This window comes from Paenibacillus sp., from assembly GCF_035645195.1.
Taxonomy (GTDB): domain Bacteria; phylum Bacillota; class Bacilli; order Paenibacillales; family YIM-B00363; genus Paenibacillus_AE.
Window position 1 is genome coordinate 39,392 of sequence record NZ_DASQNA010000037.1, and the last position, 21,782, is coordinate 61,173.

At 62.0% G+C, this 21,782-nt stretch carries 19 protein-coding genes and 1 other annotated feature (1 of these 20 cut by a window edge); of the genes, 2 read left to right on the plus strand and 17 right to left on the minus strand.

Features of this window, described 5'->3' with window-relative positions; translation table 11 throughout:
• Nucleotides 1-42: a sequence feature (ribosomal protein L21 leader region), on the minus strand (it extends 41 nt beyond the left edge of the window).
• 34 nt (nucleotides 43-76) lie between these two features.
• The 12 genes from VE009_RS19345 to VE009_RS19400 all read right to left on the minus strand — a co-directional run bounded on the left by VE009_RS19345 (nucleotide 77) and on the right by VE009_RS19400 (nucleotide 11,393).
• A complete protein-coding gene (locus VE009_RS19345) occupies nucleotides 77-1,321 on the minus strand; it encodes an Rne/Rng family ribonuclease (RefSeq protein ID WP_325010444.1) in 1,245 nt (414 codons plus the stop codon).
• 57 nt (nucleotides 1,322-1,378) lie between these two features.
• The gene (locus VE009_RS19350; protein WP_325010446.1) at nucleotides 1,379-2,275 is read right to left on the minus strand and encodes a M50 family metallopeptidase; all 897 of its coding nucleotides are present in this window, start codon (nucleotides 2,273-2,275) and stop codon (nucleotides 1,379-1,381) included.
• The gene (locus tag VE009_RS19355) at nucleotides 2,247-3,086 is read right to left on the minus strand and encodes a M23 family metallopeptidase (RefSeq protein ID WP_325010448.1); all 840 of its coding nucleotides are present in this window, start codon (nucleotides 3,084-3,086) and stop codon (nucleotides 2,247-2,249) included. The genes VE009_RS19350 and VE009_RS19355 overlap by 29 nt, the downstream gene beginning before the upstream one ends.
• Nucleotides 3,087-3,158: 72 nt before the next feature.
• Nucleotides 3,159-4,316, minus strand: coding sequence for an FtsW/RodA/SpoVE family cell cycle protein (locus tag VE009_RS19360; RefSeq protein ID WP_325010450.1), 1,158 nt, complete (start codon nucleotides 4,314-4,316; stop codon nucleotides 3,159-3,161).
• A gap of 2 nt (nucleotides 4,317-4,318) precedes the next feature.
• Nucleotides 4,319-5,110, minus strand: coding sequence for a septum site-determining protein MinD (gene minD / locus VE009_RS19365; RefSeq protein WP_325010452.1), 792 nt, complete (start codon nucleotides 5,108-5,110; stop codon nucleotides 4,319-4,321).
• A gap of 5 nt (nucleotides 5,111-5,115) precedes the next feature.
• Nucleotides 5,116-5,784, minus strand: coding sequence for a septum site-determining protein MinC (locus tag VE009_RS19370; protein WP_325010454.1), 669 nt, complete (start codon nucleotides 5,782-5,784; stop codon nucleotides 5,116-5,118).
• 69 nt (nucleotides 5,785-5,853) lie between these two features.
• On the minus strand, nucleotides 5,854-6,399 hold the full coding sequence (gene mreD / locus VE009_RS19375) for a rod shape-determining protein MreD (protein ID WP_325010456.1): 546 nt from the start codon (nucleotides 6,397-6,399) through the stop codon (nucleotides 5,854-5,856).
• Nucleotides 6,392-7,255 (minus strand): rod shape-determining protein MreC, encoded by an 864-nt coding sequence (mreC, locus tag VE009_RS19380; protein WP_325010458.1) that lies wholly within the window; start codon nucleotides 7,253-7,255, stop codon nucleotides 6,392-6,394. The genes mreD and mreC overlap by 8 nt, the downstream gene beginning before the upstream one ends.
• Before the next feature lie 55 nt (nucleotides 7,256-7,310).
• Nucleotides 7,311-8,348: a rod shape-determining protein gene (locus tag VE009_RS19385; RefSeq protein ID WP_325010460.1), complete on the minus strand. Its 1,038-nt coding sequence runs from the start codon at nucleotides 8,346-8,348 to the stop codon at nucleotides 7,311-7,313.
• A gap of 1,358 nt (nucleotides 8,349-9,706) precedes the next feature.
• A complete protein-coding gene (gene radC, locus VE009_RS19390; protein WP_325010462.1) occupies nucleotides 9,707-10,390 on the minus strand; it encodes a RadC family protein in 684 nt (227 codons plus the stop codon).
• Between the two features lie 113 nt (nucleotides 10,391-10,503).
• Nucleotides 10,504-11,103, minus strand: coding sequence for a Maf family protein (locus tag VE009_RS19395; protein ID WP_325010464.1), 600 nt, complete (start codon nucleotides 11,101-11,103; stop codon nucleotides 10,504-10,506).
• A gap of 35 nt (nucleotides 11,104-11,138) precedes the next feature.
• Nucleotides 11,139-11,393 (minus strand): DUF4321 domain-containing protein, encoded by a 255-nt coding sequence (locus tag VE009_RS19400; RefSeq protein ID WP_325010466.1) that lies wholly within the window; start codon nucleotides 11,391-11,393, stop codon nucleotides 11,139-11,141.
• Between the two features lie 208 nt (nucleotides 11,394-11,601).
• On the opposite strand from VE009_RS19400, the gene VE009_RS19405 reads away from it, so the two are divergent.
• Nucleotides 11,602-12,879, plus strand: a complete 1,278-nt coding sequence (locus tag VE009_RS19405) for an N-acetylmuramoyl-L-alanine amidase (protein ID WP_325010467.1) — start codon at nucleotides 11,602-11,604, stop codon at nucleotides 12,877-12,879.
• A gap of 75 nt (nucleotides 12,880-12,954) precedes the next feature.
• On the opposite strand, the gene VE009_RS19410 is transcribed toward VE009_RS19405, so the two are convergent.
• The 4 genes from VE009_RS19410 to VE009_RS19425 form a co-directional block, all read right to left on the minus strand.
• Entirely contained in the window at nucleotides 12,955-14,430 is a 1,476-nt protein-coding gene (locus tag VE009_RS19410; protein ID WP_325010469.1) for an SPOR domain-containing protein, read from the minus strand.
• Nucleotides 14,431-14,535: 105 nt separating this feature from the next.
• Complete coding sequence (gene murC, locus VE009_RS19415) at nucleotides 14,536-15,918, minus strand: UDP-N-acetylmuramate--L-alanine ligase (protein WP_325010471.1); 1,383 nt, start codon at nucleotides 15,916-15,918, stop codon at nucleotides 14,536-14,538.
• Between the two features lie 6 nt (nucleotides 15,919-15,924).
• Complete coding sequence (locus tag VE009_RS19420) at nucleotides 15,925-17,271, minus strand: folylpolyglutamate synthase/dihydrofolate synthase family protein (protein ID WP_325010473.1); 1,347 nt, start codon at nucleotides 17,269-17,271, stop codon at nucleotides 15,925-15,927.
• Between the two features lie 6 nt (nucleotides 17,272-17,277).
• The gene (locus VE009_RS19425) at nucleotides 17,278-19,941 is read right to left on the minus strand and encodes a valine--tRNA ligase (RefSeq protein WP_325010475.1); all 2,664 of its coding nucleotides are present in this window, start codon (nucleotides 19,939-19,941) and stop codon (nucleotides 17,278-17,280) included.
• Between the two features lie 447 nt (nucleotides 19,942-20,388).
• Between VE009_RS19425 and VE009_RS19430 the strand changes: the two genes are divergently transcribed.
• A complete protein-coding gene (locus VE009_RS19430) occupies nucleotides 20,389-20,553 on the plus strand; it encodes a hypothetical protein (protein ID WP_325010477.1) in 165 nt (54 codons plus the stop codon).
• 89 nt (nucleotides 20,554-20,642) lie between these two features.
• On the opposite strand, the gene VE009_RS19435 is transcribed toward VE009_RS19430, so the two are convergent.
• Nucleotides 20,643-21,776, minus strand: a complete 1,134-nt coding sequence (locus tag VE009_RS19435; protein ID WP_325010479.1) for a LysM peptidoglycan-binding domain-containing protein — start codon at nucleotides 21,774-21,776, stop codon at nucleotides 20,643-20,645.
• Nucleotides 21,777-21,782 lie beyond the last annotated feature (6 nt).

Below are 21,782 nucleotides of genomic sequence, written 5' to 3' on the forward strand. Positions count from 1 at the left end.
CGAAGAACGCTTCAAACCCGATAAGCGCGGTGGTCGTAAGACGACGCACTCGAAGAGTATAGCACAAGCGCCTGATCTACGTCAACGCGGAAGTTCTCACTTTGCCGCGGCCGCCGCATGTTTTGCAAGGGACGAAGAACATCATGTCTTTCTGCTCGCGAACCTTCTTCCGCGTCATCTCGAGCAAGCCGAGCTTCGTCCAGCCGACGATGTGCGCTTTCGTCCGGTCCTTCTGCACCGCCGCCTCGAGCGCTTCGATGATGCGGCGCCGGTTCTCCTCGAGCTCCATGTCGATGAAATCGATGACGATGATGCCGCCGATATCGCGAAGGCGCAGCTGCCGGGCGATCTCCTCGGCCGCTTCGATGTTCGTCGTCAGCACCGTTTCTTCGAGGTTCGTCGTGCCGGTGTATTTGCCGGTGTTGACGTCGATGACGGTGAGCGCCTCCGTCTGGTCGATGACGAGGTAGCCGCCGCTTGCGAGCCACTGCTTCGGCTGCAGCGCGAGCTCCAGCTGGTTTTTGACGCCGAACGCCTCCATGACGGGCTTGCCGCCTTCATGCAGCCGGACTCTTTCGGCGAGCTGCGGAGCGATCGTTTCCAGCATCCGCTTCGCTTCTCGGAGCCGCTCCGGGCTGTCCACGACCATCTCGTCCATCTGCTCGTTGACGACGTCCCGTATCAAGCGCGGCAGCAGCTCCTCGTCGGTATACACCTCGCTCGGCGCCGCCGCTCGCGCGGCCATCGCCTCGATGCGGCGCCACCGTTCGCGCAGCAGGTTCATGTCGCCCTCAAGCGCCTCGAACGCTTCGCCGTTCGCCACCGTGCGCAGAATGACGCCCTCGCGCTCCTGGCACAGCTTCTCGCCCAGCGCCTTCAACCGGCGCCGCTCTTCCTCTTCTTCGATTTTCTTGGACAGCGCGATATACCCCGCTTCGGGCATATAAACGAGCCAACGCCCCGTCAGCGCGTAATGCGTCGTCACGCGGGCTCCCTTCGTGCCGACCGGCTCGCGCACGATCTGCACGAGCAGCTCGTCCCCGGCCCGCACGAGCGTATCGATCGACGGCTTCACCTTCGGCTGGTGCTCCAAATGCGCCGGCAGCAAATCGTCGATGTACAAAAACGCGTTCTTTTCCAGTCCGATGTCGACGAAGGCGGCTCCCATGCCCGGCAGCACGTTGACGACGCGCCCCTTATAGATGTTGCCGACGAGTTTGCGCACGTTCGGCCGCTCTACGAAAAACTCGGTCAGTTTGCCGTCCTCGAGCAGCGCCACGGTCGTTTCGTCCCGTCGGCCGTGCACCACGATCTGTTTCAAGGAACACGTTCCCACCTTTATGTCTCGAGAATTTGTTTTCGAAAATGTCCCTCTATTCTACATGAAAAGCTCGGATACTGCACGATGTTGCTCTTCCCCGGTGTAATACGCGGCGCACCGGTCTTCGGGCACGACCGCGAGCACCCGTCCCGCCGCGGTCATGACGACGATCCAATGCAGCCGCTCCCGCCGAAGCAGCCGAACGACGGCCGCCAGCGTCAAGCTCGGATCGACCCACAGCGGATCCGCGCGGACGCCCCGCTGCGTCCACTGCCTCACCCGCTCCGCCCGTCCCAGCAAAAACCGGACGAACCGGTACGGCAGCGTCTGCCATTCGTTCCAATTCGAATACGTAAGGAACGCCCCGATCAGCGCCGCGTTCATATAGACGCCGTCCGACCCGAGCCGCGTCGCCGCGAAGCCGAACAGCGCGGCGCTCGCAAGCAGCGACCAGAACGTCGTCACCTTCAGCGTCCGGTAAAACGGCAGCGCAAGGCTGACCAGCGCGCGGAGCAGCTTGCCGCCGTCGAGCGGCAGCACCGGCGCGAGATTGAACAGCATGATCGTCAAATTCGCTTGGGCGAAAAAGACGGTCCACGCGTGCGACCAGATGCCTGCTGCGTTCATCAGGTAGGCGAAGCCGATCATCAGCGCGTTCATCGCCGGCCCGGCGGCCGCCACAAGCGCCTCCTCCCGCGCGGGAATGGAGCCGTCCTCGTCGGTGACCGCCACCCCGCCGAACGGCGTCAGCAGCACCTCCTGCAGGCGCCAGCCGAACTGCTTCGCCATCGCCGCATGTCCGATCTCATGGATGAGCACGATGCCGAACAGGGTGATCACTTCCAAGAATCGCCCCGTGATCGCCGACAGCGCCAGCACCAGCACGAACAGCGGGTGCAGCCGAAACCGGGCCCCCAGCCACCTCTCAAAGCGCCACAACATCGGACGGATCAATAAAGCTGTTCCCTTTTTTCACGGCGAAATACATGAGACCCCCCGCATCCTCCTCGGACGCCGGGCGGACGAAGCCGATCGTCGCGCCCGCTTCGACCCAATCGTCCTTCGCCACGGCGATCTCGCCTAAATAGCCGTATACGGTTTCGAGCCCGCCCGGGTGGCGGATGACGATCGTCTGTCCCGTCTCCTGCGTCTCGCCCGCGTACACGACGAGCCCGGCGTCCATCGACGCCACCGACGAGCCGCTCGTGCGGACGACGACGCCCGCGCCGGAGCGCACGCCGCCGAACGGCTCGACGATGCGCCCCGCCACCGGCGCGACATACGCGCGCCCGACGTCGGCGCCGACCCGCTCCGCCTCCGGCGCGGCGCGGTCCCACGCCGGCAGGAACGACGGCAGCTCGCCGAAGCGCGCCTCGTACCACGCGTACACGTCCTCGGAACGAAGCTCCTGCGTGAGCGCCGCGCGGACGAACGCTTGTCCCCGTTCGACGGCCGGATGATCCCATTGGAACAGCGCCCAGACGGCGGCAAACAAGAGCGCAGCGCCCGCCGCCTGCGCTCTCAGCGCCCCGCCCGTCCGGCCCCGGCTTTGCCACGGATTCGACCCGTGATACCACGCGTATTCGGGATCCTCCCGAAGCAGCCGCTCGTGTTCGCGCTCTTGCTCCATCAGGTCGTCTTCCGGGGATCGGCGATACGATCCGCTCGCGATATGTTGAATCCGCTGTGTCTTTCGTCTCCGCAAATCGTCCATATGGTCCATAGCCGATTCATTCCCTTCCTCTACCGCGGAATTGTTAGCCATCGCACTATCATCCTATGAGTTGTCCAACGCCCGTATGAAAAAAACGCCCGAATCCGTTGGATTCGAGCGTGTTCAGGCGACGTCGTCGAGCGGGGGATCGTCGTGCACGCGTATGGACAACGCGAGACCGATCGACAGCATGTTAATGATGAGGGACGAGCCCCCGTACGATACGAACGGAAGCGTGATGCCCGTCAGCGGCAGCAGTTCGAGGAACATGCCGATGTTTTGGAAAATTTGGAACACGAGCATCGAGACGATGCCGGTTATCACGTACGACCCGCCGCGATCCGTCGTTTGGATCATGATGAGAATGAGCCGGTAAATGAGCAAGAAATACAGCAGCAAAATCGCCGACGCGCCCAAAAACCCGAACTCCTCGCCGATGACCACAAAGATGGAATCCGAATAGGTATACGGAATTCTGCCCGTGTGGACGGAGGTGCCGTTCATGAAGCCTTCGCCGAACAGCGCGCCCGAGCCGATCGCCATGAGCGAATTGTTGACCTGCCACTTGTCGTTGGACGTCGCCCGATCCGGGTACAAGAACGCGTCGATTCGCGCCATCCAGTGGCTCGCGCCCATTTCGCTGAGGAAACGCTCAATCGGCTCATGGAACGTCTCGATGAGCGAAATCGCGCCGTACGCCCCGCCCGCGGCGAGCGCAAGGCCGAGCAGCACATGGATGTATTTGACGCCCCCGATCCAGAGCATGCCCGCCAAAATGACGACGTAAATGATCGCATTGCCGAGGTCCGGCTGGATGACGACCCAGATGAACGGAATGAATACGAGCAGCCCGACGGGAACGACGTCCCGGAGCAGCTCGAGCGGTTCGCCGAGCTTGCGGGCGAGCACGAACGCGACGGTGACGATAATGACGAGCTTCACGAATTCGGCCGGCTGCACGTTCAACTGGATGCCCGGGATTATGAACCAGCCGCGCGCATTGTTGATCGTCGCTCCGAAAAAATAGACGGCAATCAAGCTCAAAACGCCGATGCCGTACAAATACGGCGCGATTTTCAGGATCACTCGGTAATTCAGCATCGACGTTCCGAACAACACGAGAAACCCGAAAGCGTAAAACAGCATGTGCCGAACGTGGATCCCTTCGAACTGGGTATTATGCACGGCGCTGTACACGATGAACGTGCTCGCGACCATCAGCGTCCCGAGGATGGCGACGATCGCCCAGTCGATTTTTTTCAGCTTATTGACGAAAATCATGATCAGCCGGCGAAAAACTTCTTAATGCGCTGCAGGACGCCCAGCTTTTGCTGCAGCGGCATCAGCGGCACCGTGTCGCCCAAGATGCGGCGCGCGATATTGCGGTACGCGATCGCTGCGCGGGAATCCGGGTTCATGACCGTCGGTTCGCCGCTGTTGGACGCTTTGATCACGAGCTCGTCGTCCGGCACGAGGCCGAGCAGGTCGATCGCCAGCACGCTGCAAATTTCGTCGATATCGAGCATGTCGCCGTTCTTCATCATGTGCGGACGGATCCGGTTGATGATCAGCTTCGGAGCTTCGATTCGCTCCTTCTCCAGCAGGCCGATGATCCGGTCCGCGTCGCGCACGGCCGATTTCTCCGGCGTCGTGACGACGATCGCCCGGTCCGCGCCGGCGACCGCGTTCTTGAAGCCTTGCTCGATGCCCGCCGGACAGTCGATAATGACGTAATCATGCTCTTTCTTCAGCTCGAGCACGACGTCGCGCACCTGCTGCGGCGTCACTGCATTCTTGTCCTTCGTTTGCGCCGCGGGGATGAGATACAACTCATCGAACCGTTTGTCTTTGATCATCGCTTGGTTCAAGCGGCAGCGGCCCTCGATGACGTCGACGAGATCGTAGATGATCCGATTTTCCAGGCCCATCACGACGTCCAAATTCCGCAGCCCGATATCGGTGTCGACCATGCACACTTTTTTACCGAGCAGCGCGAGCGCCGTGCCGACGTTTGCCGACGTAGTCGTCTTGCCGACGCCGCCCTTCCCCGATGTAACCACGATCGCCTCTCCCATGAGGATCACTCTCCTTTGCTAGTGCCGAGTTGCGGCCGAATGCGGTGCAACTGATGTATTTTGTCGATCTCCATGACGCCTTCCCGCAAATACGCGAATTCCATGAACGCTTCCTGGAAGCCCCATTCGTCCGGCGGACGGGAGACGACGCCGGCGATGCGCAGCTGCGTCGGGCGCAAATGCGATGCGGCGATGACCGCGTCCTCGTCGCCGCCGATGCCCGCGTGCGCGAGCCCCCGCAGGGAGCCGAGAATCAAAATATGCCCGGTGGCCGTAATGGTCCCCCCGGGATTGACGTCCCCGATCAACAGCACGTCGCCGTCGTAATGCAGGCTTTGGCCCGAACGGACGATGCCCGATATCGTCTTCATGCCCGGCGGGAAGGCGAACGGCGCGCTTCCCTCTTCCGGATCGCTTTGAATCGTCTGCACGAGCAGGTTGCCGCGGAACGCGAACGCGCCCTTGACGGCGTCCTTCGTTTCGTCGGTGGCGGGCCTTTTGCCGAGCTTGACGTGAACGTGGACGATCGGTCCCGTTAAAAAGTGACTGTGCGTATGCTCCAATTTATGCGATAAATCCGACAGCACGTCCGAAAGCGGCGCTTCGTCGTCGAGCACGAAAAGTAAACCTTCTTTGACGCCTTTGATCGTAACGAGCGATTTCGTGGATGACATGGACTTTCGGTACGCCTCCCTCTACGCCTATACCAATTCGGTTTCTCCCCGCCAAATTCCTGCCGCGCGTTATTCTTCGTCTTCCGTTCGTTCGGCTCTCGGCACCTCGAGCCATTTGCGCGCGGGGATGTAGAGCGTTAACGCGAGAAACAGGCTGATCAGGATGCTAGGCAGCATGCCGTGCACGAACGTCCAAGAGAAATCGTCGTCGATGACGTTAAATAATCGATAAATCGCGAAGCTGGAAGTCTCGTACAGCAGCAGTGCGGATAATTGCACGAGAAACACGGAAAATAAACTGACGGCGCTGGGACGAAGAATGAGTCCGGCGAAATACGCGGAGAGCGCGTAGGTAAAGGCGTTCGCTCCGACCATATGTCCGTAAAATTGGACGTCCTGCAGCAAGCCGAAGGCGAGCCCGAACAGGGCGCCGCCGTGACGGTTCGTCAGGATGGCGATGTAAACGATCGCAATCAGTACAAGCTTCGGATAAATCGACAGGCTGTAGCGCCATTCGGGGGGGATGATCCAAGGCAGCAGCGAGCTTTCGGCCACGAACAGCGCCAGCAGCATCAGCGCGGTCAGCACCCATTTTCTCAGTTTGGCGTTATTCAAGGTCCGGCACCTCGACGACGAACACTTCCCTGAGGTGCGCGAACTGCGCGGCCGGCTCGATCGTCGCCGTGTGGGTCAAACCGAACAAACCTACGCTGCGGTCGAGCACTTTGCCGATGACGATCCCTTCCGGGAATAGATCTCCCGATTTGGACGTCACGATCGTATCGCCGACTTCCATCTCGTCGTTCTGATCGATCATGCTCATGAGCAGCGTGCCTTTCTCGGCGTTGTACTCCACAATCATGCCGAACGATTTCCCCTCCCGACCTTGCACCGTCGCCGGAATGCCCCGTATGGTGCCGTCTTCCCCGTTCAAGTCGGTAATGAGCTGCACGTTCGACGTGAACGGTTGCACGCGGACGACGCGGCCGATCAGCCCGTCGACGGTCAGCACCGCCATGTCTTCCTTAATGCCGTCCCGCTCGCCCAAGTTGATGCGAACGACCCGGTTGTACCGGTCCGTGCTTTCCGAAACGACCTGCGCGATGCGGTATTTGTAGTTGTTGGCCTGCTTTTGGCGCTCGGTAAAGTTCAGCATTTCCTTCAGCCGCTTGTTTTCGGCCTCCAGATCGTTCAACCGTGCCGTGTCTCTCGCGTATTGCGACAACGTAAGTCGCAGCGCCTGATTTTCTTCGTACACCGTTTTGAGGCGCCGCACGTCCTCGAAGAAGCCGGCGACGGCGCGCGACGGACGGTAGACGATCGCTTGCGCGAACGCTACCGTGTCGGTCAGCACCTTCTCCGGCCATGTGGAGGCGCCTCTTACGGTTAGGCTGAAACCCATCAACGCGATGAATACCATGATCGCGGACAGCAGCAGAAACAGCCTTTTGTTCCCCATGAACTTAAACATCGTTCCCCATGCATCCCCTCACCGCTTTGAACCTAGCGTGCCAAACTCGGCGCCGTTATCTCCGCGAACGTGAGGCTGGCCCCGACCTCGTTTTGAATAAGTGAATGTTTTCCAACGCTTTGCCGGTGCCGATCGCCACGCAGTCTAGCGGGTTTTCCGCTACGACGACCGGCATGCCCGTCTCCCGTGCCAGCAGCTTGTCGAGGTTGCGCAGCAGCGCCCCGCCGCCGGTGAGCACGATGCCGCGGTCCATGATGTCCGCGGACAGCTCCGGAGGGCATTTCTCGAGCGTCACCTTCACCGCGTCGACGATCGCGCCGACGGTGTCGGCGAGCGCCTCGGTCACTTCGTCGGCGGATACCGAAATCGTCTTCGGCAGCCCGCTTACGAGGTCGCGGCCGCGAATTTCGATCGATTCGGGCTGCTGCACCGGCAGCGCGGAGCCGATTTCCATCTTCAACTGCTCGGACGTGCGCTCGCCGATCATCAAGTTGTACGTGCGTTTGATGTATTGGATGATCGCCTCGTCCATTTCGTCGCCGGCGACGCGAATCGAACGGCTCGTGACGATGCCGCCGAGCGAAATGACGGCGACTTCCGTCGTCCCCCCGCCGATGTCCACGACCATGCTGCCCGTCGGCTCCCATACCGGCAGGTTCGCGCCGATCGCCGCCGCGAACGGCTCCTCGATCGTGTAGGCCTCCTTCGCGCCCGCTTGACGCGTCGCGTCTTCGACCGCCCGCTTCTCGACGGCGGTGATGCCGGACGGCACGCAAACCATGACGCTCGGATGGCGCGGGAACAGCGATCGCTGTTTTTGCGCTTGGCGGATGAAATACTTGATCATCGTCGCCGTCGTATCGAAATCGGCGATGACGCCGTCTTTCATCGGCCGCACGGCCCTGATGTTGCCCGGCGTCCGGCCGATCATCCGTTTCGCTTGCTCGCCGACCGCCTCGATTGTTTTTGTATCTGTGCGCAGGGCCACCACGGACGGCTCCCTGACGGTGATTCCTTTGCCTTTGACGTACACGAGCGTATTCGCTGTCCCGAGATCGATCCCGAGATCTTTCGTGCTGAAACCGCCGAACATGTAGGCAACTCCCTTCTGCTCCACCCTAAGTAAGACAATCTTTTTAATTATAACATCAGGGTGCCCGGACAATGCAAATGTCGCTGGTCCCACCCCAGTCTAACCTAACCGCTTCCGCCCCTGCTGTCGGCCGGATAAGGAACATTTGTCTCTTACTGACCGCTTCAGGTCCCGCCGACCGCCGGATAAGGAACATTTGTCTCTTACTGACCGCTTCGGTCCCCGCCAACCGCCGAATAACGAACATTTGTCTCTTACTGACCGCTTCGTACCCCGCCGACCGCCGGATAAGGAACATTTGTCTCTTACTGACCGCTTCGGACCCCGCCGACCGCCGGATAAGGAACATTTGTCTTTTGCAGACCGCTTCGGTCCCCTCCGACCGCTGGATAAGGAACATTCGTCTCTTACAGGTCGCTTCTGTCCCCGCCAACCGCCGGATAAGGAACATTTGTCTCTCACAGGTCGCTTCTGGTCCCGCCGACCGTCGGATAAGGAACATTTGTCTCTTACTGACCGCTTCGGTGCCCGCCGACCGTCGGATAAGGAACATTTGTCTCTTATTGACCGCTTCAGGTCCCGCCGACGGCCGAATAATGAACATTTGTCTCTTACTGACCGCTTCGGACCCCGCCAACCGCCGGATAAGGAACATTTGTCTCTTACTGACCGCTTCGGTCCCCGCCGACCGCCGAATAAAGAACGTTTGTCTCATATTGACCGCTTCTGGTCCCGCCGACCGCCAGATAAGGAACATTTGTCTCTTACTGACTGCTTCGGTCCCCGCCGACCGTCGGATAAGGAACATTTGTCTCTTATTGACCGCTTCTGGTCCCGCCGACGGCCGAATAACGAACATTTGTCTCTTACTGACCGCTTCGGACCCCGCCGACCGCCGGATAAGGAACATTTGTCTCTTACTGACTGCTTCGGACCCCGCCGACCGCCGGATAACGAACATTTGTCTCTTACTGGCCGGTTCTATCCCCGCCAACCGCCGGGTAAGGAACCTTCGCTCGGCGGTAAGCGCAATTCTGCGCCTAATCGACGCCCCCGGGGCCGTGATCCTTACTTTAAGCGGAATTTTGCGCCTATTGCGCCCGTGAAGCCCCAAATCCTAACGAATAAGCGCAATTCTGCGCCTAATCAACGCCCCCGGGGCCGTGATCCTGACATTAAGCGCAAATTTGCGCCTATCGGGCCCACGAAGCCCCAAATCCTGACGAATAAGCGCAATTCTGCGCCTAATCGACGCCCCCGGGGCCGTGATCCTTACATTAAGTGCAATTTTGCGCCTATCGGGCCCGCGAAGCCCCAAAACTCCGCACGCCAAACAAGCGGCCGTCCGCGTTCCCCCGTCACATGTCCCCCCGCTCTTTTAAACTTACGTAACTGCGGTCGCCAATAATGACATGGTCTAACAATTCGATACCTATAATATGACCCGCCTCGGACAGCCGATGCGTTAATTGAATATCTTCCGGGCTCGGCGTCGGATCGCCGCTCGGGTGATTATGTACGCAAATGATCGACGCGGCGCTCCGCTTGATCGCCGCCCGGTACACCTCGCGCGGATGCACGATCGTCGCGTTGAGGCTGCCGACGGACAGCGTCTCCCGTCCGACGACTCGATTTTTCGTGTTCAGGAACAGCACGACGAAATGCTCCTGCTGCAAATACCGCAGGTCCTCCCTCACGAGCGCCGCCACGTCTTGGGGCGAGCGGATCGCCGGCGACGCCTCCAGGTCGGCGCGGGCGACCCGCTTGCCGAGCTCCAGCGCCGCCAGCAGCTGGAGCGCTTTGGCGCTGCCGACGCCGCGCTGCTCGCACAGCTGCTCGACGCTGCGATCGGCCAACCCCCGCAGGCCGCCCGCTTCGCGCAGCAGCCGATGCGCCAGCGTCACGGCCGACTCGCGCTTCGTGCCCGTCCGCAGCAAAATCGCAAGCAGCTCCGCGTTGCTGAGCGCCGACGCGCCGATGCGCAGCATCCTCTCGCGCGGTCGCTCCTCCGCCGGCACTTCCCGCAGCAACAACGTATCCATCCTCGCATCCCCCGCCTCGCTCCAAAAGTACCCCAATTATAGGAGCGAGGACGGCGCCGCACAACAAAAACGAACCCGTAACGGAAGAAGATTCCGTTACCGAACACCGAACGTTACAGCGCCCGCTGGCCGTATTCGCGTTCGAGCATATCTGCGAGCAGCGACACAGGCAAGCCGACGACCGTGAAATAGTCGCCTTCCATCCGTTCGACGAGCACGGCGCCGATGCCTTGAATTGCGTACGAGCCCGCCTTGTCCATCGGCTCGCCCGTCGCGATATACCGCCGAATGCGCTCCGCGTCCATCGGCTTCATCCACACGCGCGTCGCCTGATGCGCCGCCGCGCGGCGTCCCGTCGCCGCGTCCACGAGCGCGAGGCCGGTGTACACCTCATGCGAGCGCCCCTGCAGCGAAGCGAGCATCGACGCCGCGTCGTCCGCATCCCGCGGTTTCCCGAGCGCGCGGCCGTCCAGCACGACGATAGTGTCCGAGCCGACGATGATGCCTTCGCGGCCCTCGGGCAGACGCTCCCGCACGGCGAGCGCTTTGCGCAGGCTCAGTTCCTCGACGATGCGCGCCGGCTCCCAATCGGGCTCCGTCGTTTCGTCCGCGTCGCTCGGCAAGACCTCCACCGGCATGCTGAGCAGTCGGATCAGCTCCTGCCGCCGGGGCGAGCCGGAGGCGAGAATCAACGTTTTCATCCCTTGTTCCATTCGTTTCGCTTACCGCCTTTCGTTCGCGTTGCGCGCTACATTTTTCGATAAATCCAAATCGCGGCGGCGAGCCCTGCGATGCTCAGCAAATTTAGGGTAACCGCAAACTGAAGATCGTATCGAATTACCTGCAAATCGGCTTTCGGCTCCCAGTTCAGCTCGGCGGACGTCGTCAGAAACGACAGCGCCGGCACGTCTTTCAGGAGCTGGCCGGCGATCGAGCCGGCGAGCAGCCCCGCCGCGATCAACACGACAAGCATGAGGCCGTTCTTTTTCATCGGTTGTTTCATGAATGGACAGACTCCTTCGATTCCCGCGCGGGAAACAGCTCCCTCTTGCGGCGCAGCGTGATAGATAAGTTTCGCTAGACACTAGACTATTATACCGTTCCTTCGCGAACCTGCGAAGCGCAGGCCCGGAGGCCGCAGCAAAATAGTACATCTTACCTGCTTACAATCAATAGTTAACCTATTAAAATATGAGCGGGAGGGGTTTCCATTGAAAAAGCTAGTAACGACGCTTGCCGTCGCCGTCAGCCTGTTCTCGTCTCCGTACATAGGACAGGCCGCCAAAGTCGTGGTCGACCCCGGCCACGGAGGCAGCGACCCGGGCGCCGTCGGTATCAACGGCCTGTACGAAAAAACCGTCAATAACGAAATCTCTTGGCGTTTGCGTGACCTGCTCGTCCAGCACGGGTACGAAGTAGTGATGACGCGCGACGTCGATAAAACGCTCTCGCTAGCCGATCGGGTAACGGCGTCGATGGCGGCGGACGCCGATTTGTTCGTGTCGATCCACGCCAACGCGCATCCGTCGACCAGCGTGCGCGGCACGATGGTGCTCTACCACGACGCCTCGAAACCGAACCCGGATTACCCGGCCAGCGAGGCGATGAAAGCTCTTACCCCGGAGAGCAAACGTCTCGCCCAGCTCGTGCTGTCCTCCGTTCTGGAGCAAGTGCCGAACGAGAACCGCGGCATCGTACCGAGCTCGGCGTACGTCGTCCGCATGGGCAACATTCCGAGCATCCTCGTCGAAACCGCGTTCCTGTCGAACGCGCAAGACGCGCAGCTGTTGTCCTCGTCGATGATCCGAGAGAAATACGCGCTCGGCATTTTGAACGGCATTCTCAAATATTTGCCCCCGATCTTCAGCGACATCGGCCGGCACTGGGCCAAAGAGTCGATCGTCCGGCTGAACGAGCAGGGCATCGCGAACGGCGATAACGGCAAATTTTATCCCGACCGCCCGCTGACGCGGGCCGAGCTGATGGCGTTCGTCGACCGAGCGTTCGGTCTTCGCGCCGCAGGGCCGGACGTGACGATCGCGGAGCATACGGACATGGACCATTCCGTGACCGAGGACGTGTACGAGAGCGAGGAAGCGATCGCGCAGCCCGCGCCGGAACCCGCGCCGACGTTCAGCGACCTGTCCGAGACGCACTGGTCGTACGAGCTCATGCGCAAAGCCGTCGAAACCGGCGTGCTTTCCGGCTACCCGGACGGTACGCTCCGGCCGGACGCCCCGGTGTCTCGGGCCGAAGTCGCGGTCGTGCTCGACCGCCTGCTCGGCACGGCGATCGCGGGCTCGACGTACGACGTATCGTTCCGCGACGTCACGTCCGACAACTGGGCGTACACCTCGATCATCCGCCTGGGCGGCGCCGGTCTCGTGCGAGGCGTAGAGCCTGAATTGTACGGTCCCGACCGCAAAGTGACCCGAGCCGAGATCGCGACGATGGTCGACCGCCAGCTGCAGCGGGGCAACCTCGAATAACTTCGCAGCGAAAAAAGACCTTCCGCAAGCCGAGAAACCGGCTTCGGAAGGTCTTTTGCGCATGCGCATCGGCGATTACATCGTCGCGATCGTCGTCAGCAGTTGCTTCTCCGCGATCAAATAGTCCATCAAAGCGCTCTGGGCGCTCCACAGGTACGCATGATCCGGGTGCGTCGCATATTCCTCGATGGCGACGACCGCGTTCAGCAGCGCGCCGTCCATGCGGTCGAGCATCGGGCGCGCTTCGGACGGCAGCCCTTCCGCCGCCGTCGAGGACAGCTCCGACACCGCGCGATGGTCCGTCTTCAGCTTCTCGAGCGTCGCCCGTTCCGGCGCGACCGCCGCGTCGCCCTCCAGGTGAACGAGCGTCAAGTCGCCGATCATGCGCACAAGCTCGCTCCCCCGCGTCACGTACCCGGCGAGCGCGTCCGCGGAGCCGTCGGCCCAGCGCACCTGGCTGACCGCCGGAAGCTCGTACGGCTTGACGTACACTTCGACGCCGGCCGACTGCAGCTTCACCCCGGCCCGGAGCGCCGCGTCCCGGTCGGACGTGACGCCCGCGTACACGTAGAACCGGTCGCCCTCCTCGATCGTCGCGGCGAGTCCCTTGCTCTTCATGTCGTCGGCGAGCGCCCGCGCGCTCGTCAGCGTCTCGAATACGCCGTTCTGCAGCAGCCACATGCGACGCTCCGGCAGGTCGATCGTCGCCGTTGCCGCTTCGACGGCGTCCGCCTCCTCGCCTTCGACTGCGGCGCTCCCCGGCTGCTCGGCCGAGGGCGTCCCGCTCTCCGCCGCGGGGGCGCTCACCGCGCCGGCGGCGGCGTCGAGCAGGCCGTCGAGGCCGCTTCGCTCCGGCTCGCCGGTGAAAAACTGCAGCACGAACGTGCCGAACAGCACGCCGGTCGCGACCGCGCCGACGACGGCGCCCGCCACCTTCCACCAGGCCGGGCCGTCGTCCGGACCGCGGCGATGGGGGACGGCCCGGCCGGCCCGATCGGTCCGCGGCCGATCGCCGCGCGCCGGCAGCTCGCCGCGCCAATACCCCGCCTCGGCGTCCGCATCGTCAGCTTCGGCTTCGTCGACTTCCGGCGCATACGGCCGAGGCGGCGGCGCCGCGCGGCGCGATCCGGCCGAACGCCGGCCGCCGTCGATCGCGCGAAGCGGCGGCGAAGGCGGCTCGCTCTCCCGGATAAGCCGCTCCAGCTCGTCCGCCTCAGCGCTGGACGCGTCGTTCCAAGCGCCGTAGTCGTACGGGTACTCCGGTTCGACGCGGCGCGGCGGCGACAGCCGAGGCGTCTCCTTCTCTTCGAGAAGGACCGGCTCCTCCGACACTTGAAACTCGAAATGCTTCAGCGGGATGACGTTGCTCTCGGGGCTCGCGGAGCGCCCAACCGCTTCGACGCGTTCTTTCCCCGGTTCCGTCCCCTGTCCTGCCGCCTGCTCTGTTCCTTGTACGGCCCCCGCCTCCGGCTCGCCGCCGTGGCCGGACGCTTGTCCGGCCGGGGGGCGCCGCGTATGTTCGAAACGATATGTAATTCTCGCTTTGCTCATGCGTCTCGCTCCCTTGTCCATTCTCCCTATCAACATATGATAGAGGGAGCGAGATTATGATGAGCTTTTTTTGCGAGAGATCGTGATTTCCGCGCGGCGTCCGCCCTAAGCTTCCCTGGCCTTCAGCGCGGCGGCGAGGTCGATCGCGACTTTCCAAATGTCGCCCGCCCCCATCGTCAGCACGAGATCGCCCGGCTTCACGGTGCGCTCCAGATACTCGAGCACCTGCTCCTTCGTGGAGATGTGCGAGACGTTCGGATTGCTGTTCTGCCGGATGAGCTCCGTCAGCCGACCCGCGGTGACGCCTTCGATCCGCTGTTCGCCGGCGGGGGAATAAATATCGACGATGATGACCTCGTCCGCCTCTCCGAACGCCCGGCTGAACGAATCGAGCAGGTAGAACGTCCGCGTGTAGCGCTGCGGCTGGAACACGGCGACGATGCGCTTGCCCGTCGCTTTCGCCGCGGCGATCGTCGCGACGATTTCCGTCGGATGATGCGCGTAGTCGTCGATCACGAGCACGTCGTGCGCGTCGCCGAGCACCTGGAACCGCCGCTTCGCTCCGCGAAACTCGGTCAGCGCCTCCGCCGCCTGCGCGAACGGAACGCCCGCTTCCAAGCAGACGATCAGCGTCGCGAGCGCGTTCAGCACGTTGTGGTGCCCCGGCACGCTCAGCTTCACGCGCCCGAGCGGCGCGCCGCGCTTCTCGACCGCGAACTCCGCCTGCCGATCGCCGAGCCGAATGTCGACCGCGCGGTAGTCCGCGTCCGCATGCGTCCCGTACGTGATGTACGCCGCCGACACCTGCGGCAGCAGGCTCGCGAGCTCCGGATCGTCCAAGCAGACGATCGCCTTGCCGTCTTCACGCACTTGGCTGAGGAACCGGGCGTACGCGCCCTTAAGCTTTTCGAAATCGCCGTCGTAATTTTCCAGATGATCCGCCTCGATGTTGGTGACGACCGCGATCGCGGGGTAATACTGCAGGAACGAGCCGTCGCTTTCGTCCGCCTCCGCGACGACGTAATCCCCTTTGCCCGCCTTGGCGTTGCTGCCGACGTTCATGATTTCGCCGCCGATAATGAACGTCGGGTCGAGCCCGCAGCTTTCCATGACGAGCGCGATCATCGAGGACGTCGTCGTCTTGCCGTGCGCGCCGGCGACCGCGACGCCCTTCTTCGCGTTCAGCAATCTCGCCAGCATTTGCGACCGGTGAATGACCGGGATGTTCAAGGACTCCGCAGCTACCTTCTCCACATTGTCCTTCGACAGCGCCGTGGAGTAGACGACCAAGTCCGCGCCCTGCACGTGCTTCGCTTCATGGCCGATAAACACCTTCGCGCCCTTCGCGGCAAGCTTCTCCGTGAGCTCCTGCTGCGCGACGTCGGACCCCGAGACGCGGTAGCCCATTTCCAGCATCACTCTGGCAATGGCGCTCATGCCGTACCCGCCGATCCCGATGAAATGCACGTGCTGCTCGGAAGTACTCATGTGTCCTCACCAACCTTTTTCGCTATCGGTCATTTGTAAAATGGAGGAACGGACATCCGACAAAAAGTACAGCGAGCCGGAAACGACGACGAGATCTTCCGGTCCTGCCGAACGGCGGGCGAGCTCGAGCGCTTCGCGCCAATCGGGCGAAAGCGTAACGGTCGCCGACGTCGCTCCGCTCGAATCCCGCTGGGCTTCCGCCTCCCGGGCCAGATCGGCGGCCGGCATCTTTTTGAAAAAATCCGGCTCCGTCACAATCAAAGTATCCACAATAGGTAGTATATGCCGTAAATATTCCGGATGATTCTTGTTTCGAACCATCCCGAGCACAAATACGAGTTTATCGTACTTATAAACCGTCCGCAGCGTCTCCGCCAGCGATTTCGCGCCGTCGGGATTGTGCGCTCCGTCGAGCAAAATGCGCGGCTCGCGCGACACGAGCTCGAGGCGCCCCTTCCACTGCGTGTCGTGCATCGCCGCGTACAAATCTTCGTCGTCGACGACGAGCGCGTAATACTGCCGCAGCACCTCGAGCGTCATGAGCGCGAGCGCCGCGTTCGCCTGCTGGTGCAAGCCGTCCATCGAGATGCGCACGTTCGTCAGCTTCCGGAACGGCCCCTCGAAGTCGAACGTCTGCTGTCCCTCCTGCACTTCCTTCGTCGAGTAAGAGAACTTCTCGCCGATCTCGTACAGCGAGCTCTTGCGCTCTCGCGCCGTCTGGCGGATGACCTCGGCCGCTTCCGGATGCGTCGCGGTCGACACGACCGGAACGCCCGGCTTGATAATGCCGGCCTTCTCCCTTGCAATGTCGGCAATGGTCTCCCCTAATACGTCCGTATGATCGAGCCCGACGTTCGTAATGACCGAGACGAGCGGCGCGACGACGTTCGTCGAATCGAGCCGCCCGCCCATGCCGGTTTCCCAAACGACGAAATCCGGATACGACTCCGTCGCGAAGTGGAGAATCGCGAGCACCGTGCTGATTTCGAACATGCTGAGCGCGCCGTAGGTCGGCTCGAGCTCTTCGACGAGCGGTTTGATCCGGTTCGCAAGCGCCACGACGGACGCCTCCGGGATGTCCTCGCCGTTCGTTTGGATTCGGTTCGTATATTTTTCAAGGTACGGGGACGTAAAGACGCCGACGTCGTACCCCGCCTTCCGAATGACGGAGGCGAGGAACGCGCAGGTGGAGCCTTTGCCGTTCGTGCCCGCGACGTGAATGAATTTCAGCCGCCGATGCGGGTTGCCGAGCTTGTCGAGCAGCGCCTGCGTCCGCTCGAGCCCCGGCTTGATGCCGTGAAGCGGCATGAGCCGGGTGATCCAGCCCACCGCTTCTTCATAAGTTTGAAACATGCCTCTTTACCCCTTCAATTCGGCGATCCGCGCGATCACCTTTTCCCGTTTGTCCGCATAGTCGTTCATTTTCGCCTTCTCTTCCTCGATGACGGCCGCGGGCGCCTTCGCGACGAAGCCCGGGTTCGCGAGCTTCTTCTCGACGCGCTCGACTTCGGCGTTGAGCGTCTTGAGCTCCTTCTCGAGGCGGGCGATTTCCTGGTCGATATCGATGAGCCCCGCGAGCGGGAGGAACATTTCCGCCCCCGTCACGATCGCCGACATCGCCTTCTCCGGCGCGGCCGCGGCGAGCGATATCGTCAGCTGCGACGTGTTGCAGAAGCGCTCGACGTAATGGCGGTTGTTCTCCAAAATGCGAAGCGTCTCTTCCGAGGACGGCTTGACGATCATTTCGATTTTTTTGCTCATCGGCACGTTCACTTCCGCGCGCACGTTCCGGATCGAGCGAATCATCGCCATGAGCAGCTCCATTTCCGCCAACTGCTGCGGCGCTTCCCATTTCGCGTCAGGCTGCGGCCAAGCGGCGAGCGTGATCGTCTCCCCGTCGGTCGGCAGATGCGACCAAATTTCTTCCGTAATGTACGGCATGAACGGATGCAGGAGGCGCAGCGTGTTGTCGAGCACGTACGCGAGCACGTTCTGCGTGCGCGCCTTCGCCTCGGCGTCGCTGCCGTACAGCGACAGCTTCGCGAATTCGATATACCAATCGCACAGATCGTCCCAAATAAAGTCGTACAGCGCGCGGCCCGTTTCGCCGAACTCGTACGAATCCAGCAGGCGTGTCACGTTCGAAGCCGTCTCGTTGAGCCGGTGCAAAATCCAACGGTCCGCCGTCGACAGCTTCGCGAGCTCTTCCGCATCCAGCGGCCGCGGCGCGTACCCTTCCAAGTTCATCAGAACGAAGCGCGACGCGTTCCAAATTTTGTTCGCGAAGTTGCGCGCCTGCTCGACCCGCTCCCAGCGGAAGCGCAGGTCTTGGCCCGGCGTAATGCCGGTCGTCAGCATGTAGCGCATCGCGTCCGCGCCGTACTGGTCGATCACCTCGAGCGGATCGACGCCGTTGCCGAGCGATTTCGACATTTTGCGCCCCTCCGCGTCGCGGACGAGGCCGTGGATGAGCACGTCCTTGAACGGGTTTTGGCCCGTGAATTCGAGCGCGGTGAAAATCATCCGAGCGACCCAGAAGAAAATGATGTCGTACCCGGTGACGAGCACGTCCGTCGGATAAAATCGCTTGAAATCTTCGCTGTTTTCGTCCGGCCAGCCGAGCGTCGAGAACGGCCACAGCCCGGAGGAGAACCACGTGTCGAGCACGTCGTTGTCCTGCTCGAGCTTCGCGCCGCCGCAGTGGCGGCACGCGGCCGGATCCGTCGTTGCGACCGTCTCTCCGCCGCAATCCGCGCAGTACCACGCCGGGATGCGGTGGCCCCACCACAGCTGGCGGGAGATGCACCAGTCGCGGATGTTTTCGATCCAGTGCAAATACGTCTTCTCGAAACGGTCCGGCACGAAGTTGACGCCGTCGCCCGATTTTTGCTGCGCGATCGCGCGATCGGCGAGCGGCTGCATGCGGACGAACCACTGCGTCGACAAATACGGCTCGATGACGGCGCCGGAGCGCTCGCTGTGGCCGACTTGATGCGTATGCTCTTCGACGCGCAGCAGCACGCCGAGCTCTTTCATGTCCGCGACGATTTGCTTCCGGCATTCGAAGCGGTCCATACCCGCATATTTGCCCGCATTCGCGTTCATTTTGCCCGATTCGTCCATGACGAGAATTTGCGGAAGATCGTGGCGGAGGCCGACCTCGAAGTCGTTCGGGTCATGCGCCGGCGTAATTTTGACCGCGCCGCTGCCGAATTCCTTCTCGACGTATTCGTCGCCGATGATCGGAATCTCGCGCCCGATGATCGGCAGCACGAGCGTTCGGCCGATCAAATGCTTATAGCGCTCGTCCTCCGGATGCACCGCGACCGCCGTATCGCCCAGCATCGTCTCCGGACGCGTCGTCGCGACGACGAGATGGCCGGAGCCGTCCTTGAGCGGATACTGCAAATGGTACAGCGCGCCTTGGACTTCCTTATATTCGACTTCGATGTCCGACAGCGCGGTGCGCGCCGCCGGGTCCCAGTTGATAATTTTTTTGCCGCGGTAAATGAGGCCCTTCTCATACAAGCGCACGAACACCTCGCGCACCGCGTTCGACAGCCCTTCGTCGAGCGTGAACCGCTCGCGGGAATAATCGAGCGACAGCCCCATTTTGCTCCATTGGCGCCGAATCGTCCCCGCGGACTGCTCCTTCCACTTCCATACCTCTTCGAGGAACTTCTCTCGTCCGAGATCGTAGCGGGTGAGGCCTTCCTCGCGAAGCTTCGCCTCGACCTTCGACTGCGTCGCGATGCCCGCGTGGTCCGTGCCCGGCAGCCACAGCGTGTCGTAGCCCTGCATCCGCTTCGCGCGCACGAGAATGTCTTGCAGCGAGAAGTCGAGCGCGTGGCCGATATGCAGCACGCCCGTCACGTTCGGCGGCGGAATGACGATCGTGTACGGTTTCGCGTCCGGGCGCTTGCCCGCTTCGAAATATCCTCGTTCGATCCAACGATCGTACCATTTGCTTTCCGCCGTTTTCGGGTCATACGTCGTCGGCATCGTTTGGTTCGTTTCGCTCATCACTAGATACCCTCCTTGAATCCTCCTAAACAAAAAAACCTTCCGTCTTGAATCGCTCAAGGACGAAAGGTCTCGCTTCCGTGGTACCACCTTAATTCCGCAACGCGCGCGGCGCCGCCGGAACGCACTGCTCCGCGGCCGCGATTGCGGCACTTCGCCCAGGTAACGGCTGGGGACCGGCCTGCACTGTACCGCCTAAGGGCGGGTCATGCAGACGACTCCGGGGCGACTTCCGCAGCTCGCTGACCCTGCGGAACCTCTCAGCGCTTGCCGGCTCCGCTCTCTGAAGGGGATGACTGCGTACTCCTCCCGTTCCAAGTCTTTCTCGTCATGTTTATCGGGATTTGCTCATATATTCCATATGATACCCGCATTCCCGTTCGGAGTCAAATCTCTCGGGGGTTTGCGGCGCAGCGAATCGGGATCCGCGGAAGGGAGGGAAAGCCTTTGCCTCGTTGGTGGTGGAAGGTACGGTACGGCGTGAAAACGGTCATGCTGCCGCTCATCTGCGTTCAGTTCGTCCGCACGCTCATTTTGCCGAATCCGTTGGACGTATTTATCCTGTTTCTGTTTTTCATGGCGTACTTGGGCTTTTTGCTCAATTTCTATTGAGAAAGACGTTCGCGGCGCCGGGCGGAACGCCAAAAAGCCCCCGCCCTTCCGCTCGCAAGGAGCGGTTCGGCGGGGGCTTTTCGCGCCCGTTACGGGATGTAGACGACTTGCCCTTCCTGCAAATATTCGCCGCTGAGCCGGTTGTACAGCATCAGCTCGCGGGCGCTCTTGTTATACCGTTCGGCGATCGTCTCGAGCGTGTCTTCCTTCTGGGCGATGCACATGCGCACCCTGCGGAACGACGGCGCTTCGGAGGACGTCGCAAGGAACAGCTTCCGCCATTCCAAGCGGTCGCGGTTTTCCGCCGGTTCGACGTTCGGCGCCTGCTGCGGCGCGGCCGCCTCCTGCCTTGCCGCGGCAGCGCTCGCCCCCGCGAACGACATGATCGCGTTCACGCCGATCGGCTCCTCCTGCGCGGCGGGCTTGCCGGCGAACGCGATTTTGATTTCTTGCTTCTCCTGCGCCGCTTCCGCCTCTGCCGCGAACGTCTCGGCCGCGAACGTCTCGGCCGCGAACGTCTGAGGCGGCTCGTTCGCCGGTTCCTCCGCCGCGGCGGCGATCGCCGGCTCGTTCGCCGCGGAGATCGCCGCCTCGTTCGCCGCGGACATCGCGGGCTCGTTCGCCGCCGCGGAAATCGCCGCCTCGGGCTCGTTCGCCTCCGCGGCAGCGATTTCCGGAAGCGCGACCGCCGGCGGCGGCGTCTCCGCGGACGCGATCGTCACGACCGGCTCCTGCGCAGGCGATTGATGCGGCGCGGGCTGCGGCGCGGGCTGCGGCTCCGGCTGCGGCGGCTGCTCGACGCGGTGCGTAAAGACGACTTCCTCTTCTTCGCGCCAATCGGTCTCGGCGGGGCTCGACATCGAGACGCCCTCGAGCGACAGCACGCCGGTGACGTTCAGCGAGCGCGACGACAACACGTCCACGTCGAAATTTTCGATTTCGACGCGAATGTCGGCCACGCTGTCTACGCGGCTCAGCGGCAGCGTAATTTCGACGGGAATGCGGTGCGTGAGCGTCTCCTCCCCGCTTCTCGTCTCGTCTTCGCCAACGTATGTACCCGAAAGCACCAGATGACCCTTCAATACCGCCTGTTCCCCCTGCGCGACGACGCTGATGTCCGGCGCGAGCTCGACGCCGGTAATTTCCCTTATGCCGACCGTATCGTCAGACAGATGAACGCGTTCGTAAATGTCGAACCGCAAACCGGATGTAGGTTGGGACAAGGTGGT

Coding starts and splice junctions, on each gene's coding strand:
- VE009_RS19360 (WP_325010450.1), bottom strand. CDS start 4,316: ATGATTTTCGTCAATAAGCTGAAAAAAATCGACTGGGCGATCGTCGCC.
- radC (WP_325010462.1), bottom strand. CDS start 10,390: ATGGATACGTTGTTGCTGCGGGAAGTGCCGGCGGAGGAGCGACCGCGC.
- VE009_RS19410 (WP_325010469.1), bottom strand. CDS start 14,430: ATGAGCAAAGCGAGAATTACATATCGTTTCGAACATACGCGGCGCCCC.
- VE009_RS19420 (WP_325010473.1), bottom strand. CDS start 17,271: ATGTTTCAAACTTATGAAGAAGCGGTGGGCTGGATCACCCGGCTCATG.
- VE009_RS19400 (WP_325010466.1), bottom strand. CDS start 11,393: ATGAAACAACCGATGAAAAAGAACGGCCTCATGCTTGTCGTGTTGATC.
- VE009_RS19395 (WP_325010464.1), bottom strand. CDS start 11,103: ATGGAACAAGGGATGAAAACGTTGATTCTCGCCTCCGGCTCGCCCCGG.
- minD (WP_325010452.1), bottom strand. CDS start 5,110: ATGGGAGAGGCGATCGTGGTTACATCGGGGAAGGGCGGCGTCGGCAAG.
- VE009_RS19425 (WP_325010475.1), bottom strand. CDS start 19,941: ATGAGCGAAACGAACCAAACGATGCCGACGACGTATGACCCGAAAACG.
- VE009_RS19370 (WP_325010454.1), bottom strand. CDS start 5,784: ATGTCATCCACGAAATCGCTCGTTACGATCAAAGGCGTCAAAGAAGGT.
- mreC (WP_325010458.1), bottom strand. CDS start 7,255: ATGTTTAAGTTCATGGGGAACAAAAGGCTGTTTCTGCTGCTGTCCGCG.
- murC (WP_325010471.1), bottom strand. CDS start 15,918: ATGAGTACTTCCGAGCAGCACGTGCATTTCATCGGGATCGGCGGGTAC.
- VE009_RS19385 (WP_325010460.1), bottom strand. CDS start 8,348: ATGTTCGGCGGTTTCAGCACGAAAGATCTCGGGATCGATCTCGGGACA.
- VE009_RS19355 (WP_325010448.1), bottom strand. CDS start 3,086: ATGGCTAACAATTCCGCGGTAGAGGAAGGGAATGAATCGGCTATGGAC.